The organism is Lysinibacillus sp. NPDC093692, assembly GCF_050280125.1.
In the GTDB taxonomy this organism is placed as follows: domain Bacteria; phylum Bacillota; class Bacilli; order Bacillales_A; family Planococcaceae; genus Lysinibacillus.
This window is the reverse complement of sequence record NZ_JBNNUW010000031.1, coordinates 3,766-27,155: the sequence shown is the minus strand read 5'-3', so window position 1 is coordinate 27,155 and position 23,390 is coordinate 3,766. Positions and strand designations below refer to the sequence as shown.

At 35.2% G+C, this 23,390-nt stretch carries 3 protein-coding genes; all 3 read left to right on the top strand.

The window, feature by feature from the left end; all coding sequences use genetic code 11:
- The first annotated feature begins 19 nt into the window (after positions 1-19).
- From ACQKN4_RS22765 to ACQKN4_RS22755, 3 genes are read left to right on the top strand one after another with little or no spacing between them, the layout of a single operon-like run.
- Entirely contained in the window at positions 20-5,890 is a 5,871-nt protein-coding gene (locus ACQKN4_RS22765) for an amino acid adenylation domain-containing protein (RefSeq protein WP_427484891.1), read from the top strand.
- The gene (locus ACQKN4_RS22760) at positions 5,868-12,638 is read left to right on the top strand and encodes an amino acid adenylation domain-containing protein (protein WP_427484890.1); all 6,771 of its coding nucleotides are present in this window, start codon (positions 5,868-5,870) and stop codon (positions 12,636-12,638) included. Before ACQKN4_RS22765 ends, ACQKN4_RS22760 begins: the two co-directional genes overlap by 23 nt.
- Positions 12,639-23,390 (top strand): amino acid adenylation domain-containing protein, encoded by a 10,752-nt coding sequence (locus tag ACQKN4_RS22755; protein ID WP_427484889.1) that lies wholly within the window; start codon positions 12,639-12,641, stop codon positions 23,388-23,390. It abuts the gene before it with no gap.

Sequence of the window (23,390 nt, the reverse complement as noted above, 5' to 3'; positions counted from 1 at the left end):
GGAGGCTTAGGAAAAGAATATGGCAAAAGCATACAGAATGAGTGATTCACAAAAAAGGATTTTTGTGTTGGAGCAGCTATTGGAAAACAGTACAGTTTATAACATACCTATGATGTTAGAAATCGAGGGGAATATTGATAGTTTACAACTAGAAAGGGCTTTAAATGAACTTACTATCAGACAAGAACTACTAAGAACTTATTTTGTTAACCACAACGAAAACTTCCTACAAATCATAGAGGAACGCTGTGAAGCTAATTTTAGTTATCTTGAAGCAAAAGAAGAACAAGTTACCAGATTATATGAAAAATTCGTTCGACCTTTTGATATGAATAAGGCACCGCTATTCAGAGTCCAATTGATAAAGATAAATCCTGAAAAGAGCATGATGTTTTTTGATATCCACCATTCTATTTGTGATGGCGGCTCTGTCGATGTATTGATTAAAGAATTGGAATGTTTGTACAACGGAAACACATTGCCAGAACTAACTATTCAGTATAAAAATTATAGTGCATGGAAGCACAAGCAGAATTTGAACGTAGAAAAAGAATATTGGTTTAATGAATTGGAAGGACGAGAAACAACGCTTGATTTAAATCATGATTATCTACGACCGGCCAATAGAAATTTTGTTGGAAATAATTTGAAAAGCATTTTTGAAATAGAACAGACAGAGGCAATAAGAAAGATTGCAGATGAAACGAATGCTACAGAATTTATGGTTTTGTTATCAGCGTTTATGTTCTTTTTAAGTAAAGTTTCCATGGGGAAAAATGTGACTGTTGGGTTTCCTGTAAGCGGAAGAACACATCCAGATACATTGAATATGTTAGGTATGTTTGTGAATACATTAGTTATTCATCATGAAATTCCATACGAAGAGACTTTTCAAACGCTTATTCAAGAGATTCGTCAAAAATGCTTAAATGCTTATTCTTATCAAGAGTACCCTTTTGATGAGTTGGTTGATGAATTGAATGTACCGAGGGATCCATCCAGAAATCCTCTGTTTGATGTGCTGTTTTCAGTATCAGAGGATAATCTGTCATTATATCAGCTAGGTGAAGCAAAGATGAAACCAGTTGAAACTGAGTATAAAAATGCAAAGTTTGATTTAACTGTTAATCTTTGTCTGATTGATGGCGCCTATCATATTTATTGGGAATATGCTGCGGAATTATTTAAACCTGAAACAATTGAGTGTCTGAATCAGCGATTTCAATTTATATTAAAGGAACTGCTTACGAATAAGGAAACGATACTGAAAGATATAAGACTATGTAGTACAGAGGATTTGGAGCAAATAGAATCGTTGAACGGTTTTAGTGATCTAGAAAAATATCAAAATTTGAATGCTCTGTTCGATCAGCAGGTGAGGGAAAATCCGGATAAGACCGCTTTAGTTTTTAGAAAAAATGAGCTTTCATATAAAGAACTTGATCAGCGAGTAATGAAAGCTGCCGTGGCTTTAAAAAATAAGGGGATTGAGCCGGGACAGTATGTAAGTTTTATCTCAACAAAAGATATCGAATCAATCATAATAATGTTAGCTGTAGTAAGAATCGGTGCTGCTTATGTACCAATTGATCCAAAATATCCAGAAAAACGTGTTCAGACGATTGTTACAGACAGCGGTTCAGATTATTTGATTGTAATCGATCATAAAGTTTCTGAGTTTTCCTTTATACAGGGAGCAGAAATAATCGCTGCTTCTGATCTAGAAACTGAGCCAATGGAATTATCAGATTTGGAAATAGAAACGACGCTTGATTCAATGGCTTATATGATCTATACCTCGGGAACAACCGGGACCCCAAAAGGTGTAATGATAACACATCGTAACATCATTCGTTTAGTCAAAGATACTGATTACGTTGATTTCAAGGATGTTCGTTTACTTCAAACTGGCTCATTAGCTTTTGATGCAGCAACCTTCGAAGTTTGGGGAACACTCTTAAATGGTATGACACTGTTTTTAGCAGAAGAAGATGCATTGTTGGATGTGGATAAATTCCATCAAATTATTGATGAATATCAAATCAATACACTATGGTTAACCTCTAGTTTATTCAATGAATTTGTATCTCTCAAGAGTTCTTTCGGAGAGTCTGTAAAGCAGTTGTTGATTGGTGGAGAAAATCTATCTGTTAGACATGTTAAAAAGTTTATCAGCCATAACCCGACAATAAAACTGATTAATGGTTATGGACCTACAGAAACAACAACGTTTGCTCTGACAAATGAAATTACAAAAGCGGAAGGATTACGGATTCCAATAGGAAAACCAATCGGCAATACAGAAGTTTATATCATGCAGGATGAGCAAATTTGCCCTGTTGGTATAAAAGGTGAGATTTGTATTGGAGGTCAAGGTGTCAGTCGAGGATACTGGAACCGCCCTGAAATGACAGCAAACAGCTTTGTTTCACATCCATTCAAACCTAATGAACAGCTATATAGAACGGGTGATTTGGGATTCATCAACAGTGATGGGAAAATTGAATGTATCGGCAGAAAAGATAAGCAGATTAAATTAAGAGGTTTCCGAATTGAGTTGGCTGAAATTGAAAAGGAATTACTTCAAATTTCCAACATAAGAGAAGCAGCTGTTATTTTATCAGAAATCGAGAATACTCCGATTCTTTGTGCTTATATTGTCTGTGAGGAAACCGTAACTGAGAATATAATCAAGGCAGAACTTCATAAAAGATTACCTGATTATATGATCCCATCTCAAATGATTATGTTGGAAACTTTGCCGAAGACAATCAATGGAAAATTAGATTCGATAAAATTACCTAAACCTTCACTATCGATGACAGAAGCGTTTGTAGCTCCACGAAATGAGCAAGAGGTCTTAATAGCTGATGTGTTTAAAGAAATTTTCAGTTTAGAAAAAGTCAGTATAAATGATAGTTTTATTGATTTAGGTGGAGATTCAATCAAAGCAATCAAGGTAGTATCAAAAGTTAGAGAACAGGGATATAAGATTTTGGTCAGTGATATTCTGAGTCTGAAAAGAGTAGAAGGAATTGCTCAAGCTTTGATGATAGAGCAAGAGGTAAAATACGCTCAAGGAACTGTTTCAGGTAAGGTTAATCTGACGCCGATTCAGAAAACATTTTTCAAGAGAAAAATGACTAAGCAGCATTATTTCAATCAGTCGCTGCTGATTGAAGCGGATGAAAAGGTTGACTGCAATATATTAAGAGCTGTATTGAATAGTTTGGTCAAACATCATGATAATTTAAGATCAACTTTCAAAAACGAAGAACAGGTAATACACGATTTTACTGAAGAAAGATTTTTTGATTTGCAAGTCATTGATTTACGTAAGAATGATGCATGGAAAGAAGAGCTGATTTACCAGGCTGAACGTATCAAGAGCAGTATCAATCTTGAATCTGGTCTTTTATTTAAAATTGGTTTGATTTATACAGACGACAAGACATTTTTACTATTTTCGTTCCATCATTTGGTGATGGATGCAGTGTCCTTAAGGATCTTATTTGAAGATTTCCAAAATGCTTACGCAACACAGAAAAAAGGAGCATCAATTGTTTTACCTAAAAAGACAGCTTCCTTTATTGACTGGTCCAATTATCTAGAGAATGAAAAGAATGAAACAGCAATTCTGAAAACAAAAGATTATTGGACACAAGTAGAAAGTCAATTAATACATGCTGAGCTTCCTGTTGCACAGGAAATAGACGCTGATACTTCTTTTGACTGTTCAATTGTTTTAAATAAAGAGGATACCAAAAAGTTGCTTACTGAAATTTGTCATAAAACTGGAGCTGAAATGCAGCATTTATTGATGACAGCTGTTGCTAAAGCTGTAGGAGATGCAGGTAAACAAAAGAAAGTGGCACTGAATCTAGAAGGACATGGAAGAGAAATATTATCCAAACCGATTGAAACAGATCGAACAGTTGGTTGGTTTACAAGTGTTTATCCAATCATTTTTGATTTTTCAAAACAAGAGGTTTTACAGCAGCAAATAGGTTATGTGAAGGACGTATTTGAACAAGTTCCTCATGGAGGAGTTAGCTACGGGCTGACTGTCAATGGTGAAGTAGAGGAACCGTTCGCGGATATTACATTTAATTATTTAGGAGAAATGGAACGATCAGAGACGAAACAGATGGCATTTGTTTTATCTGATTTAGAGCATGGGCGGGATATAAGTGAAGAGAACAGTATTGGGGGAGCATTAGATATTACAGCTGTGCTTTTTGAAGGAAAAATGCATATTAATTTTTACCCGAATAAAGACAAATGGAAAAATATATTACTTTTGAAGAGGATCATTCAGGCAGCCTCAGAGAATCTACAAGAAATGCTAACGTCTAATTATTCAAATGCTTTTGTTGAGCAAAAGAGATCTATTTCAGAGAAAGACTCCATAATATTGACTTTATCCAAGTATAAGAGGAAAACAGTCCTTTATACCCTGTGTACAGAAGAGAAAGAATATACATTGTTATTTATAGAAAATCTGACCTATGAATTGAAGCAGGAAATCCAGCAGTATCTTTTCCGAAATGTTGAAATATCGAAAATCCCAGATTTTATTTTGCAATCGAAAGATATGACTTGGTTATCCCCTCAGATGAATGAGAAAGAGTTCAGACAGTTTATTTATGAACATTTGTTTGAGGCGGAAAAGGAATCGGATAATATAACTGATCAAGTAACAAAACTGTTGAGAGTAGAAGAGACATTTAAACCAACAGTCCTTCAAAGATATTATTTAGAAGATGTGAGAAAGAATATCAAGGAAACCATTCATGTAGTAGGTGCTTATACTAAAGAACAGATTATTGAAGCTATTCAACTCATCTGTTCTCATGAGAATATTTTGCGTTCAGCTTATGATGGAGAACAGTTGATTGTTTATCCATCTCTATCTAATATAGATTTTATTTCCCGTACGAGTTATCAGGGAGATGTGGAAGATTATTTGAATCAAGTAGTAGAGAACTATCCAATCGGTGCTAAATCTAACACTAAGATTCCATTATTATGTAAATTTGTGATTATACAACATACCGAAAAACACTATGATATTCATTTTATCGGCTGTCACTCAGTATGGGATAAAACAAGTACTGTTCTATTCCATAGAAAAATACTAAATATACTAGAGATGAATGAACCTCAGCAATCAGGTATTGCTGGCTTTAGGGATTACGCAGAAGAAATAAGAGATAAGCAGCCTCTGTCCTATCAAAAGGAAATTGAGGGCAGAATTCAGTTCGTGGAGGAATATTTATCTAAATTTGATAAAATACCGGAATTCGATTACTGTACAGTTTTCACGATAAAAATGGGCGCAGAAGTTGAAAGGCAGTATCAGAAGAGTCCATGGTTAATTATTCAGAAGATTATCAGTGAAATTATAAAAATTAATTTTTCATCGGATGATATTCCAGTGTTTTTATTACAAGAAGACAGACAGCAGTTGTCTGGAGACTATCAAGGAAGAATAGGTCCATTTTTAGATCTTTTACCGCTGACTATCAATCAGTCAAAAGAGCTTGAAGAAGAAATCAGTCTTCTTCAATCGATAAAAAAAGAAGAAAAAATAAACTATTTAGAGTTGATGGCTTCAAGAAAACTTCATCAAACAGACCTGATCGAAAAAGTGCCTACTGTTAATTTTCAAGGAGTTTTCGAATTAGATTATGACAGTTTTCTTCTCTTTTCACAGATGACGACAAATCTAGTATCGATGGAAATATATATAAACAATTATGCAGATAATTTGTTAGTATCCTTACCGGTGAGAAAAAATGAAGAAAGTCTTGTGAAAAATTGTTTAGACAATTTAATGGATGATCTGGAAAAGAGGTTTATAGCAAATGACAAAAAAATATATGTTTAGCATAAATGCAGACTATCACAGTCAAAGTGTTGATGAATGCGAATTGCAGAAAGACCTCATCACTGCATGGTCTGTTTATAAAGAGGTTGATCGTTTTTTACTGAATAAATCAGTTTATTTAGTGAAGAAGACAGGGGTATATGTGCTGAATGAAGGAGAAATAGAAAAAACCGACAGAATAACAGACGGTATTTTTCTATATCAAGCTGACATCATAGAGAAAGAAGTTTTACAAGGGAAAGAAAATATAGGTGTAGCTTACCAGAAACATAAAGATGAGAAAACTATATCATTTTCCATCACAGCTGACTCAGTGACAGAAGAGCAAGTAGGTTTATGGTGTGAACGAATTGAATTACTTTTAGAAAAAATAAAGAAGGCTGATTCTGCGGACCAGATGACTACACAAATGATTTCAGATTCAGAAAAAAATAAAATTCTAAGTAATTTCGTAAAATCTGATGAGCCATTTGAACTAAAGGATTATTTAATTGATTACCTAGAAGAACATGCAGTGTTACACGGAGAAAGGAAAGCTATTTCTTTTGGTACATCATACTTGACTTACCGAGAACTAAATGAGCGTGCCAATCAAATAGCTTATGAACTGGTGGCAAAAGGTGTTAAACCTAATGAAGTTATTGCGTTAATGTCAGAGCGGTCCTTGGACATGATTATTGGCATTTATGGAATATTAAAAGCTGGAGCGGCATATTTGCCGATTGACTTAAGCCATCCGAAGGAACGTATTTCATTTATGTTGAAAGATGCGGGAGTCAATGTAATTTTAACAGGATTACTACCAGCTGATATGGAGCTGAATAGTCAATTTGATATGATCAACGTTGTTTCCATAGCAGAAACAAAGAATCAACCTTGTTCAAGTCCAAAAGCACCTCGGGGAGATTTGGCTTATGTCATTTATACATCGGGGACTACTGGACAGCCAAAGGGTGTACTTTTGAAACAACGCGGTGTGATCAATTTGGCTGCTTGGCTTACAAAGTATGGAGACTATACCGAAGATACGAAAGTTTTACAAAATTTCAACTTTATTTTCGACGGATCCGTTCCTGAAATTTTTTCTTGTCTTGTTTCAGGATGTGAGCTTCATATTTTATCTGATGAAGAAAGAAAAGATCCTGAAAAGTTATTATCTTTGCTACCATACGCCCAAATCACAATGGTACCCTCCATGTTCAGGGAACTTTTAGACTATGCACAGAAGCATCAGAAAGTCGAACAGCTGAACAGCTTTGATCATTTATTTTTAGCTGCTGAACCAGTAACACAAGAGTTGATAGAAATATACAGCCGCTTACCAGGAGCAAAATTGGGGAAACTTCATAATAATTACGGTCCTACAGAGGCAACAGTTTGTGCCAGCTCATTTACTTTTGATGAATCTATAGATGGTCAGATCGTTCCTATCGGCAAACCAATTTCAAATGTCCATATTTTTATTTTGAATGGTGATGCTCTTTGCGGAATAGATATGATTGGTGAGATTTGTATAGGAGGTGCTGGTGTAAGTGAAGGATATCTGAACAAAGCTGAAATGACCGCAAGGAAATTCGTTAGGATCCCTGAATTAGGAAATCAACGTTTATATAGAACGGGTGATCTGGCATATTGGGATAAAGACGGTCAAATTATTTTACTTGGACGTAGTGATGATCAAATAAAAATTAACGGATATCGAGTGGAAACAAATGAAATAGAGTATTATTTACGGAAATATACTGGTGTAGTTGATGCTTTAGTAATGATTCAGTCTGTTCAAGGACAGTTAGAAATATGTGCATATTACGTGAGTGAGAAGGAAATTGAAGAAGGACATTTTTATCAAAAGCTGAGTCACTATCTCCCTGATTATTTGATGCCGAAACATTATATCAGGGTGTCCGAATTTCCTAAGACACTGAACGGAAAAATCGCCAAGCAAGAACTACCGATTCCGAGGAGAAAGAAAAAGATTAACAATGATAGAAAACTGACAGTAAAAGAGATGCTTGTTATTGAAGTAATGGAAGAAGTGCTTGGGCATGAGGGAATTTCTATAGAGGATAATTTTATTGCTTTAGGTGGAGATTCAATCAAGGCGATTCGAGTAGTATCTCGTATTCGTCAGAAGAACTACGACATCTCGATTAAGGTAATCATGAAAAACAAAATATTGAAGGATATTGCAAAAGAGATGGCAGAGCGTACAAAGATGGCTCCAGAAAAAGATGATTCAATCGGTCTTGTTCCATTGACTGCTATTCAAAAAGAATTTTTTGCTAGTGATTTACCGTTTCCGAATCATTTCAATCAGTCGATCCTGTTATCCACAAAAGAGCAATTGGATATTTCTATTTTAAAACAATCATTGGAGAAGTTAACTGAGCACCATTGTGTTTTACGAACTGTTTATGAAAAAGGGGAAGATCATTCAATTCAGCAAATAGTTAAGCAGATTGGAGAGCATGACTACTATGAATTGTTTGAATTTGACTATTCGCTGGATAATGAAGGGATGACTGAGGAAGAATATTTAACCAAAAAAAATAATGATATTCAGGAAAGTATAACGATGTTTAAACCGCCTTTATTCAAGGCCTCGCTGATAAAAGGAAAGAAAGAAAATTACCTGATGCTGACGGCACATCATTTAATTGTCGATGGTGTCTCTTGGCGGTTGATTATTGAAGATTTGAACACCTTGTATAAGAGTTTAGTAAAAGGAAACGATGTTCAGCTATTAGATAAAACAATCTCTTTTAAAACGTGGAGTAACAAAATTCAGAAATATCTATCAAATAAAGGGCTGACTAAAGAAATTGATTATTGGCTAGATGTTGAAGAGAAGATTAGAAAAATAGCACCCCCTTCCAAACCAATGACTGGAAAAGTACAGCAAATGGTGCATCAAACAGTCACTTTCTCTCAAACATTTACTGAAGATTTGCTCCTGAATTCTAATCAGGCATACGCAACGGAGATGAATGACCTTTTGTTGACCAGCCTATTTAGAGCAATGGTAGCCGTACAGCCATCTTCTATTTTGGGGGTATGCCTAGAAGGACATGGTAGAGAAATCTTAGATGAACTGATAGAAGTAGATAGAACAGTCGGCTGGTTTACTAGTGTCTATCCGGTAGCTGTTGAAAACTTAGCAGAAGAGTTACCGGTAGCGATTAAACAGGTCAAAGAACATCTGCGAAGAGTCCCTAAAAACGGTATTGGTTATGGAGTGTTAAGTCAGCTAGGTGATGTTGGTCTTAACAATATAAAGCCAAGTATTACATTCAATTATCTAGGTGAATTTGCTGATGATTCTTCAAATAAAATGTTTCAGCTGAGTAATAGTTTTTTTGGTAAAGAGGTCCATGATGAAAATATCTTTGGTACTAAAATTTCTATTAATACTGTAGTGATAGAAAAGAAATTCTCATGTACATTCAGTTTTGATCAAGCATACTTCTCAGAAGAATATATTAATAATTTAAGCGAAAATTTCCAAAGAGAGCTGAAGAACACTGTCCAACATTGTGTAGAACATATTGACCGAGTCAACTGTACCCCGTCTGATTTTGGTGAATACGTTTGGAAGATATCAGAATTTGAAGCAGTTCAAGAGACACTGGAGCAAAAAGGATTGACTGTTGCATCGATTTATCCCCTGACAAGTACTCAAGGCGGAATGTTATATGAAACATTGAAAAATCCTTTTCCAGGGAAATACATCGTGCAGAATGTATTACGGATTGTTGAGGATGTAGATACTATACAGTTAGAAAAAGCTATAGAATTACTGGCAAAAAAATATGGTGTTTTAAGATCGAAAATTATCTATCAGGAAGTCGCAATACCTAGACAGATAAAACTTGACAAGACGGACCAGTTATTCGTTTTTATAGATGCCTCGAATAAATCAGAAGTTGAAATACAGGAAATTATCGATAATGATGTACAGAAAGAAATAACTTTTGAAATGGAAAAACTGGTTCAGTTTACCTTGATCAAAACAAAGAAAGATTACCTGTTGCTATTTACTTTCCATCATATATTAATGGACGGCTGGTGCGGTCAACTTATTTATAGAGATCTGATTGCCTTTTATGATAAGCTCGAAGAATTTGATTTTGAAAGTCTTTACAGTACTCAAACTGAAAATAAAGTTTTTGAAGAATTCACAAGACAGGATGCTCCGGAGTCTTTAGATAAGCAATACGAATATTGGAACAATGTTTTATCTGCATTGGAACCGGCCAGAGAATTTCTGACAGGACCAGAGAAAATAACTTCAGAAACGACACCAGTTAAACTGCTATTAACTGAAAAGGAAACAGAAAAGATAGAGCAATTCTGTCATAAAAATGCATTGACAGTCAGTTCATTTTTTGAAATTGCTTGGGGAGTACTTCTTCAAAAATATACATTTACTAAAGATATTGTTTTTGGAAAAGTCGTTTCAGGCAGAGAGATAGCGATAGAAGGAATTGAAGAAAGTGTAGGCTTGTTTATTAATACGGTTCCTGTTCGAGTAACAGATAAAAATGGGAAAAGAATATCTGATTTATTTGAAGAACAAACGAATCAGAATATGGTCAGTATTGAGAACAGCCGCTGTTCCCTGAGTGAGATTCAACGGCAAAATAACATAGAGCTGAAAAGTCTGTATGAGTTTTCGACCTTTGGTGATAAGGAGTTCGGTCTTCCGAACAGTACTATAACATTGCAACTAGAGCAGGTGAATGAGCGTGCTGTATATCCGCTGACATTAAGCATCAAGCATATGGATGTACTGACAGTTGAGCTACTCTATGATCATCAAAAATACAATAGAGATTCTATTTTACGCATGAGTCATCGATTATATGTACTATTGATGAACTTGATGAAAAATGAAAATGATTTGGTAGCTGACCTATTGTTATTAGATGAAAATGAACAGCAGCAAATATATACAATCTTTAATCAAGAAACCTCTCCACCTGAAAATAAAACTAGTCTGAGTCAATTATTTATAGAACAAGTAGAAATGTATGCTGATAAACCAGCTGTTCGAAATCTAACTCGAACTTGGACGTATAAAGAATTAGATAACTGGTCAGATCATTATGCGGCGAGACTGAAGGAACTTAAGCTATCACCTGGCGCAGTAATTGGAATTGAAGCTAATCATAATGTAGAAACGATTATAGGGATTTTGGCGATCATAAAGATTGGTTGCGTATATCTTCCTATTGACGAGACGGTTCCTCCTCTACGAGCCCGCTTTATGTTGGAAGATGGGAATGCAAAAGGTTTAATTAAAACAAGTTCTAAAAAGTACAGCTATGAAGATAATTATCAACAAATAAGAATTGAATCAGTTGAAAGTGCAATTCCTTGTAATTCGGAGAAAATATCTGACTTTTATCCAGGGAGCCATGCCTATGTGATGTATACTTCTGGAACTACTGGACAGCCAAAAGGAGTTCTTATCGGGCAATCATCTGTCATTAATTTGGTGAAAAATTCCAATTACGTGCAATTGGATCAGAAAAAAATTATTCAAATGGGCTCTCTTTCTTTTGATGCGTCAACTTTTGAAATATGGGGCAGCTTATTAAATGGTGGTTGTTTGACCCTTTGTAAGAAAGAAGAATATATAGACGACGCTATATTGGCTGATATTATTGACAACCATCAGATTGATACGATGTTTATCACTACAGCATTATTCAATAAGTTGATCGAATTAAATCCAACAATATTCAAAAATATTGAACAACTCTATGTTGGAGGGGAACAAATATCAAGATCTCATGTTGAAAAATATTTACAAACAGGATTGGGTCGGATTCACAACATATATGGACCAACTGAGAATACAACGTTCTCGCTATTCCATCTAATTGATCCAAAAGATGATTTACAGTGTATACCTATTGGTAAACCGCTTAAAAATACTAAAGTCTTTTTGTTGAATGGAAAATCTGTTTGTGGTGTGGGAATGATTGGCGAAATATGTTTAGCAGGAAATGGTCTTGCTATTGGATATTTAAATAATCCGGAATTGAATGCAAAATCTTTTACACAATGTGAATTAGGAACAAAAGAACGAATCTATCGAACAGGAGATCTTGGACAATTGCTACCTAATGGTGAAATTGTATATGTGGGTCGAATCGATAAACAAATTAAAATTCGAGGTTATCGCATTGAATTAAATGAAATTACAAATAAACTGAAAGGAATTCCCGGAATCCAAAATAGTTTTGTTACTGTTGTAGAAAATGCAGGGAAAAAGCATATTGTAGCATATCTTATCGGTGAACAAATGTTGGAGGTAGTCAAAGAAAATCTGTCTGAGGCATTACCGGGATATATGATTCCATCAAAATTTATTCGGGTCGACGAGCTGAAGTTGAATTCTAATGGAAAAGTAGATGAGAAATTATTGCCAGAAGTGGACTTTAATGAAGAACAAGAGATTGTTCTGCCAAGTACGAGAGAAGAAGAAGTTGTTGCAGGTATTTTCTGTCAGGTTTTAAAACTGGAGCATGTTTCAGTAGAAACTTCTTTCTTTGAATTAGGTGGACACTCTTTACAGACTATGGAAGTTATTCGTGGAATCAAAGAGCAATTGAATGTTTCGCTACCATTAGAAGTTATCTATACAAGCGAGACAGTTCGTAATATATGTTTAAAAATAAATAAAAATCAAGAAATCGGCTGTGACTTTGAAATAGAAGCAGCAGAAGAGCTGGAGGTTTGAATGAAAAAAAGTTATAGAATGTCAGGAGCGCAGAAAAGGATTTTTGCTTTAGAAGAAATACAAGAGATGAAAAATGCTTATAATGTACCTATGATATTTCGTATAAATGGCTTGATTGATACACAGCAAATGTATGCAGCTTTGGAAAAATTACACGAGCATAACGAAGTACTACGTACAAGTTTCATTCATACAAAAGAATTATTTGTTCAGCAAATAAGTGAGAAAGTTCAGCCGATTTATCATTATAACGAACAAGAAACAGTTGATTTAAGGAAAGAACAGAAAAAATTTGTTCAAGCATTCGATCTAGGCGAAGCGCCGCTTATGAGGACAAAAGTCTTGTATGACAAACAATTAAATATCAGCTATCTGTTTATGGACCTCCATCATATCATTTATGATGGGGGGTCTTATGAGACTTTACTGACACAGTTGACCCGCTTCTATAATGGAGAAGAGGTTTTAAAGGCTGAACTGCAGTTTAAAGACTTTGCTGCTTGGCAGGAAAAGCAAAATTTACAGGCTGATGAGACGTATTGGCTAACAGAATTCATGGACGAGGTAGATTCTGCTGAGCTGAAAACTGATTTTCAAAGAACTCAGGAGCGAAACAATACAGGAAGCTATCTTGAAATACCCTTAAGTGACGAAATCATTAGGCAGACGAATGATCTAAGCAAAAAAATGGGTGTTTCTAATTACGTAATTTTTATGAGCGCATATATGCTACTAATCAGCCATTATTCAAGAAACGAAGAAATTATTTTAGGAACACCGATGTCAGGCAGGGTTCTGGCTCCGACAAAAGATATGATTGGGATGTTTGTAAATACCGTAGCAATTAAAGCGGAAATTGAAAATAATGCTACATTTAATGATTTGGTTCAGCAAGTCAATAAAAAAGTTACAGGAGCTATTCAACATCAAGCGTATCCTTTTGAAAAGTTGGTTGAAAAGATTCCACATCAAAAAGATCGTTCGCGCAACCCTATTTTTGATTTGTTTTTTGCTTATCAAGTCAATCCTGCCTCCACTTTTTATTTTGATAAACAACGTTTAGAATCAATAAAATATGAAAATGAGACAAGTAAATTTGATATTAGTACGGTTATCATAGAAGAAGATGGGAAGGTATTTGTTGAATGGACCTACATGGAGGCCTTGTATAAGAGATCGACAATTCAGCGATTAGCCCATCACTATCAAACATTACTTGCTGATGTTCTTGATAATCCAATGAAAAAAGTTGGAGAAAGCTCTATGGTTGACGCTAATGAACAAAATTTGATGTTAAAGGAGTTTAGTATAAATTCCTCCTTGTCATCAGATCGTAGGCTTGATAAAAAAGGCGAATCAATTAACTCTATGTTTGAAGAAATAGTAAACAAATGCCCAGATAAAATAGCTTTGATGATGGGGACAGAGCAACTTACCTATGCACAGCTGGATGAAAAAGCAAATAGAGTTGCTCATATAATACAGCAAAATCATAAAGCAGAAGATTTTTTAGTTGGAGTTTATCTAAAGCCTTCGTTGGATACAATTATTTCTATTTTCGGTATATTAAAATCTGGAAGGGCGTATATTCCTTTGGATACTGAATATCCACCGGAACGGTTGCGATATATCTGTGATGACAGTCGGATAAATACAGTTATCACGAATAATCAAAGTTTAAGCAAAGAATTAGAAGAATTAAAGTTAACAGTCATTAATATGGATCAGCTGCAGGAAACTAAATCGAAAGTTATCGTGGAAACAGTTAGTCCTGAAGACCTAGCATATATCATTTATACCTCAGGTACGACCGGAAATCCTAAAGGAGTAATGATTGAGCATCATTCAGTAGTTAATTTAGCCAAATGGAAAAGCAAGTTTGGTGAATATAATGAAGAGGCAATTATTCTACAAAATTTTAACTATATTTTTGATGGTTCTGTTTGGGAGATATTCCCTCCGCTATTAAGTGGTAATACTTTAGAAATTGTTCCAGAGGAGTGTCGAAAAGAACCAGATCGGTTATTGAAATTATTGCCGAATAGACATATTACAATCGTACCGACTTTGTTCAACTCACTTCTCGACTATGCAAAGGAAAATGACATGGTTCATTTATTGTCTCAGATGAAACGTGTTTATTTAGCAGCAGAACCTGTTACTAAAGATATTCTCGATAAATATAAGAATATCTGTAAGGCTGATTTAAGTAAAATATCCAATTGTTATGGTCCAACTGAAGGAACTGTCTGTTGCTCAGCTAATAATTTTGGAGAAAACAATATCGTGGGCTCCAATCAAATTGGCGGGCCAATAGCCAACGTATCGATATATATTATGAGAGACGATCAGCTTTGCGGAATTGGTGTACCTGGTGAGCTTTGTATTGCAGGCAGTGGTGTTGCTAGAGGCTATTTAAATAAATCTGAGTTGACTAAGGAGAAGTTTCTACCTGATCCATTTGTGATTGATCAGCGATTATATCGCACAGGAGATTTAGCTCGTTGGGACGAAAAAGGAAATATTGAATATTTAGGTCGAATCGATGAGCAAGTCAAAATTCGAGGTTTTAGAGTTGAACTTTCAGAAGTGGAAGAGCATATTCGTAGGTTGTCTGGAGTAAAGGATGCTGTTTGTATAAAAAGTGTATTAAATCAGACAGAAGCTTTAGTAGGATATGTAATCGGTACTGCTGAAATGGATATGGAACAATTGAAAAAAGATCTTCAGCAAACTTTACCAGATTATATGGTTCCACAAGTTATTATGCAGGTAGACTATTTCCCGATGACGAGAAATGGAAAAATAGCTAAGCGACTTTTACCTGAGCCGAAAATCAGCCTAAATAAACAAATCATGATGCCTAGAACCGAAGAAGAAAGAGAAATTGTTGCTGTTTTTAAATCAGTTCTGGGTGTAGAAGATATGGGAATCGATGATAGTTTCTTCATGCTGGGAGGGGACTCGATTAAAGCGATTCGAATTGTTTCTAAGCTTCGTGAGTTAGGGATTCACTTTGATGTAAAAACAATCATGGAGCAAAAAACGATTATCAATATTCAAAATGCTTTAGGCGATTCTGAAGTAACTAAGATAGACCAGAGTGAAGTATCTGGTGTTTTCATTCCGACACCTGTTCAGCAAAGATTTCTCCAAAGCAATTTAGAAGAGCCTGATCATTTCAATCAAGCTATGATGTTTGAATACTCCGATAAAATCGATATTGATATATTAGAAAAAATGATGTTTGAATTACTGAAGCATCATGACCTTCTACGTACAATCGTAAAAGAACAGGAGCTGTATATTCGGAAAAGTGAAGAAATCACTGAGCAGTTGATTCAAATCAATGATTTGAGCCATATTTCAGATTCAAAGGAAAAAGAGCAGCTAATTGCTGAGCATGTTGATCAAATTCATCATGAAATAGACAGAACAGTGTCTATGGTTAAAGCAGCGGTATTTGAAACTGGCACAAAGAATTATTTATTCCTTTGTGTACATCATTTAGTGATCGATGGCATATCGTGGAGAATATTGTTGGAAGATTTGAATCATCTGTACGAAAAAATAAGAAAGAATTCTCCAGTTAGATTAGGACAAAAAACAGAATCCTATAAATCATGGAGTGAACAGTTGAAACAGTTTGCCGGTACAGTACAGGCCCAGTCAGAATTACCTTATTGGAAAGCTGTTACTAATCGAGTGATAGAAAGCAAGTTTTTAAATTCTGATGCTGAAGGATATGAACAGGGGTATATTGAAGCTTCATTATCTCAAGAGCAGACTGAGCAATTACTTTATCAAATAGGTAAAGCTTTTAATACTTCTGTGTTTGAAAGTATTACGGCTGCATTAATTCGGTCGTTAGGTCAGTACCATCAGAAAAAACAGGTATCTGTATTGATTGAAGGTCATGGACGTGAAGACTTATATGAACGTATTCATATAGACAGAACAGTTGGCTGGTTTACCTCTACGTATCCTATTGTTGTGGAACATGGAGAGAAAAGCATTCGGGAAAGCTTTGGACAAATCAAACGAGCTTTACAAGGAGTTCCTAATAAAGGGATCGGCTATAATTTACTAACTGCTTATCAAGAGGAAACGACATTTGCTGAGCCAGAAGTTACATTGAATTATTTAGGACAATTTAGAAATGAAACACTTTCAAATGAAGATCAATTTAAAATCAGTGATCTTCCTGTAGGAGAGGAATTCAGCTCTAAGAATAATTTTAGTACACCTATTTCCTTCAATATAGTTATCATCAATAATCAGATGGACATAAAAATACTGTTTAATGCTAAAAAAATTACTAAACTAGAAATGGAAGATCTACTGAAACTATTTAAGAAGTCTGTTCTTGAACTTATTGAATACTGTCAGAAAGAACTTGAAAAACCACAGACTTACCAAGAACTGATTCTGCCTGAGTTGGAATTGGAGCGTCTTGTTGCTTCAGTTGATGGAAGCGGTAGAAAAATTGAGAAACTGATTCCTTTAACTGCAATGCAGGAAGGAATTCTATATCATTATTTATCTGAGCCTCAATCAACGAATTATATTGTGCAATCAGTATACAGTAATCCGAAAAAATTTGATGTAAAAGTAATTCAAGAAGTTCTTGATCTATTGAGTAAAAAGTATGAAATCATCAGAAGTCGTGTTGCATGCAGTCAATATTCTGAGCCGAGACTAGTTATTTTGAAACAAGATGATTTATTGCTTGATGCCTATACTTTGGATGAAAACGAGAAAATTGAAGAAGTTGCACAAAGGAAAATACTTCAGGGCTTTGATTTAGAAAATGAGAGTCCATTTAAATTAACTATTGTAGAGGGGCAGGAAATTGATCAAAATTATCTGATATTCACTTTCCACCATATTGCGATGGACGGCTGGTGTATGTCGATCTTATTGAATGATTTCACTAAGTTTTACGGAGAATTGACTACTGGTAAGATTGTCAAGGATTTAGAAGAAGAAGTGGCACAAAATAAACAGGCAAGTTTGAGTGATATCGTCAAGGCAAATGAAAGCCAAAATAAAACAGAAGCTAGAGAGTATTGGCGAGAGCTTTTGAAAGATTATAATGCAGTCAATCACATTTCTCCTTTATATAAACAAGGTGAAATAAAAGAAGAAAGAATCCGTAAGGTAAGTAAGATAGATAAAAAAGTTCCTGCTGAAGTCAATCAAAAAATTAACCAACTGGTTAAGGGGTATGGGGTAACTAAAAATACTATTTTTGAGGCAGTCTGGGGCTTAGTTCTGCATAAATTCAATTATACAAATGATACAGTATTTGGGAAAATCGTATCAGGTAGAGATATTGCAATTTCTGGAGCAGAAGAAATGTTAGGGCTGTTTATTAACATGATTCCAGTTCGAATCAGAACTGAAGAAGGAATGACTGTAGCTGAGCTATTGAAAAAAGTACAGGATCAGGCAATAAACTCTAGTGAATACGATAAATATCCATTGGCTGAAATTAACTTATTGACAGCTAGTCAGGAAAATTTAATACAAACAATGATCGCTTTTGAAAATTACTATAAAATGGAAGAAAATGCATCGGATTTGAATTTAGATTTGATTGATGCAAGTGAAGAAACTCATTATCCACTTTCATTAAGTGTTTATGAAAAAGACGGCTTGAATCTTTCGTTTTTATACAAGTATGATTTATATACTCAAAGTGAAATAGAGCGACTTTCCGGTTATTTTATGACTATATTAACGAAAATAGTCATAAATCCAGATGGTCTAATTGCTGATGTGGCACACACGGAGTCTCAACGAGTAGAAGAATTACTTCTATTAAATAATCAGCCAGTACCTTATCCAAGTGAACTTTCAATCGTTGAATTATTTAAAAAACAGGTATCCCTTTATTCGGATAAAGTTGTTTTAGAAGATGAATCGGACAGATTTACGTATGAAGAAGTAGATAGAATTTCTGATCAGATTGCTTCTGGTCTGGCAGAACAGGGAATTAAAGAAAAGGATATCGTTGGATTTATCTCAGATAAGCGTGCGGCTACTATTATTTTAATGGTCGGTATATTGAAAAGCGGTGCAACCTATCTACCTTTAGATCCTAACTATCCTGTAGAGCGAATGAATATGATTTTGACAGACAGCCAATGTAAACTATGTGTTGTTATGGAGGATGAAGCTAATCTGTTAGCAGTCCCAGTAATAAATTATAGTGAATTAATAAAGTCAGCAACTCAGGTCAGTCTGCCGTCGATTACGGCTTCTACTCCGGCGTACTTAATTTATACTTCCGGTACTACAGGAAAGCCTAAAGGGGTATTAATTAATCAAAGAAGTATCATTCGTTTAGTTATAAATACAAACTATTGTGATTTTTTGAATATCCGTTTACTTCAAGCTGGATCTATGGCTTTTGATGCGGCAACCTTTGAAATTTGGGGAGCCCTTCTAAATGGCGGCTATTTGTACGTTGCATCTGAAAACGGACTCAGCAATGTAGAGATATTTAAAGCAATGATTAAAAATCATGACATTTCAACAATGTTTATAACTACTGCTTTATTTAATTCATTGATTGACTTAGACAATAAAGCTTTTGAAGGTCTGACTCAATTGTATGTTGGCGGAGAAAAAGCTTCAGAGCAGCATATGAACAAGTGTTTAGTAGAAACACCGTCTGTAAAATTAAATAATATTTATGGACCTACAGAAAATACAACTTTTACTACCTATTATCCTGTAAAAGATATTGAAAAATCTCCATCTTTGCCTATTGGGAAGCCGATTTCCAATACACAAGTTTATCTATTTGATGTCTATGGACAGTTATGTGATGTGGGGATGCCTGGAGAGCTGATTATCGGAGGAGACGGGTTGGCTGAAGGCTATTTAAATCGTCCAGAACTGACGGAAGAAAAGTTTATTACCCATCCTTTAATCCCTAATCAAATATTATATAGAACAGGCGATATTGTTCGAATGAATGAAATGGGAGATATTGAATATCTTGATCGATCAGATGAACAGATCAAGATTCGTGGTTTCAGGATCGAATTGGGGGAGATTGTCAGTCGTCTTGTTGAGCTGAATGAAGTTCAGGAAGCTTATGTTACGGTCGAAAAAGAGACTGGAGATCCTCACCTGATTGCGTATCTTGTTGGAAAAGAAACGATTTCTATTGAAACTGTGAAGCAAAAGCTTCGGGAGGTATTACCGGAGTATATGATTCCAATATCGTGGATTCAATTACCTAATTTGCCGCTAAATAGCAATGGTAAAGTGGATAAGTTGAAGCTGCCTAAAATTGAACGAAAGTTGAATCAACCTGATGCTTGGGAAGCACGATCAGAAACTGAGAAGCTTGTGGGAACTATTTTTGAGGAAGTGCTTGAAGTCAGCGGAATTGGTTTGGAGGAAGATTTCTATAAACTGGGTGGTCACTCCTTAAGAACTATGCGCGTAATTAGTAAAATCGATGCAGTATTCAATGTGACTTTGACGATCAAGGAAATTAAAGAGTTAGCTACGATTTCAGCAGTTTCAAAAACTATTGATTCGGAAAAAATTCATAAAGAACAACCGATTATGCAGATAAAACCAGTTACCAATGAAACAGCTGAATATCTGTTGAGCCCTGCACAAAACCGTATGTATCTCTTAAGTGAGTTGCATAAAGAATCGACACTCTATAACATTCCTACAGCTCTTTCTGTTGAAGGTTTTGTTGATACGGTGCAATTGGAAAAAGCGTTTGTTCAGCTGATTGAGCGTCATGAATCTTTGCGAACAAACTTCTATTTGAAGGATGGTCATCCTGTTCAAGCGGTAAAGGATAAGATAACTTTCAAATTAGAGAGTAAAAAAGGGACAAAAGAGCAACTAAAAGATATGTATGACGATTTTGTCCAGCCATTTGATCTGGCAGAGGACTGTTTGATTCGAGCACTCTTTATAGAAATAACAGGTGGAGACAATATTTTATTGGTAGACATTCACCATATCATTTCCGATGGAGCTTCAACAACAATTTGGATTGAAGAACTGCTTTCTCTGTATATAGGAGAAGAGCTTACCCCAATAGAGCTGCACTATAAAGATTTTGCTGCCTGGCAGAATCAGGTCGATTTATCTGAACAGGAGAAATATTGGTTAGAAGAATTTTCAGGAGAAATTCCTACTTTGAATATTCGAACAGACTATCCAAGACCGAATATTCCAACGAATAAAGGGGAAAGTTTTATTAGTATAATGCCTGACGAGTTGAGGAACCATTTAAGAGCGTTTTGTCAGGAGCATAAATATACAGAATATACAGTATTGATGACTGCTTTCACACTGTTGCTGAGTAAATATAGCAGGCAGGATGAAATTGTTGTGGGAACACCTTTCAGTGGAAGAAACCATGAGGTTACTCAGAATATGCTTGGAATGTTCGTCAATACATTACCGATTCGTAACCAGATTGATGAAAAGCAAACATTTATTGACTTGGCAGACAGGGTTCAAGATAAATGTTTAGATGCTTTCCAAAATCACGCATATCCGCTTGAGGAATTGGTAAACAAGGTCACTGTTGTAAGAGACATATCCCGTAATCCACTGTTCAGTGTTATGTTTGCACTTCAAAATGACAATGATATAAAAATGCAGACTGCAGATTTTTCAATGTCATTCTTGGAAATTAAAAGTAAGGTTTCGAAATTTGACATAACATTGAGCATGAGTGAACTTAGTGGTCAATACCATTTATATTGGGAGTATGCGACAGATTTATTCAAAGAAGAAACAATATCCCGTTTATCTGAACATTTTCTATATCTTTTAGGTTCTGTTTTGAATGATCCGTTGGGAGTAGTGGGCACGGTACAGATGCTGCCAGAAAAAGAGCAGCAATTCTTACTGGAGAAAAATTATCAAAACTATGAACAATATAGCTCCATAACATTTTTGGATTATTTTAGAGAAGCAGTAGCTCGTTTTCCTGAGAAAAATGCTGTTAGATTCGAAGATAAAGTGATTACCTATAGAGAACTAGATGAGAAATCAACGATTTTGGCTAGTCAGCTACGACGGAAGGGAATTCAATCAGAAGATATCTCTGCATTGGTGATGGATAAATCAATTGAAATGTTTATAGCGATGTTAGGGATAATTAAAGCAGGCGGTGCCTATTTACCTTTAGATCCTAAGCACCCAATCGACCGCTTGATGTTTATCTTGACAGACAGTCAGACTAAATTTGTTCTATTCAATAATGAAGAAGGTAAGCTTCTTAGTGAGCAGGCAGATGAAAACGTAATATTCATAAACATGAATGAAATGAATCTGACAGCTTCTGAGGATATTTTTCTCCCACCGGTTGCACCTAATCAGTTGATGTATGTCATCTACACATCTGGTACAACTGGAAATCCTAAGGGTGTTATGCTGGAGCACAGAGGAGTAGTAAACCTAATTCAATCATTGAACTCAATTTTGAAGGTTAATGAACAATCTCTTGTTTTGCAATGTTTCAACTATATATTTGACGGATCGGTCTTTGAAATTTTCCCTTCTTTAGCGCTAGGGGCTACTTTAGATATAGTTTTAGAAAATGAATTGACTAATCCTAAAATAATGCTTCAAAAAATGGCTAACCATTTTGTTGTATTGACACCGAGTTTATTCAATATGATTTTAGATTATGCAATTGAAAGCGGACAAACTGAAAAATTAGTCGAGATTGAGACTTTATGTTTCGGTGGTGAGGCTGTTTCAATAGAGATGATCGATAAATATCGCAGTATAGCTGGAAGTGATCTTACTAAGCTGTACAACTGCTATGGTCCTAGTGAGGTAACAGTATGGGCTACAGTTCAGCAGTATTCAGAAGCGGAAGAGTATAAACAAAATTCGATCGGTTATCCAATTAACCAGACAAGTGTTCTATGTATGAATAACCATTTACTAAGTGGAATAGGTATCCCAGGTGAAATATATATTGCAGGATGCGGTCTTGCACGGGGCTATTTAAATAATAGTGAATTGACAGAACAGACATTTACATTTAATGACCAACTAGGACAACGTGTCTACCGTACCGGAGATTTGGGATATGTGAATGAGAAGGGTCAAGTAATCTATATTGGTCGAGTGGATGAGCAAGTAAAAATTCGTGGATTTAGGATTGAACTGGAAGAAATCGAACGTTGTCTGAAAGCTATTCCAACTGTCAATAATGCAGCAGTAACTGTTTACACTAATGAAAACGGAGAAAAGACATTATGTGCTTATCTTATTGGTTCAGAGGAGCTTCTAGATTCTGAAATCAAGTATGAACTGGCTAAACATTTACCAGGGTATATGCTTCCGGAATTTTATCAATATATTGAACAATTTAGTTTCGGTAGAACCGGAAAGCTGGATAAGAAGAGCTTACCTGCTCCAACGATGAAAAAAAGAACGGGGAATGAAGTATTACCAACAAATGAAACGGAAGAAAAAATCGTTCATCTATTTGAAAAAGTGCTACAGCAATCAATAATCAGTATTGAAGACGACTTTTTTGCAATGGGTGGGAATTCACTAAATGCTTCTGTTCTATCTTATAGTATAGAAAAAGAATTTAATAAGAAAATCCCTTTAATTGAAATATTCAAATTGAAAACTCCCGAAAAAATTGCAAGAATGCTAAATGATTTGGCAGACGTGCGGGAAGTATACGAAGAATTGCCAATGAATGGCGAATTGGAAGAGTTCGAAATTTTTTAA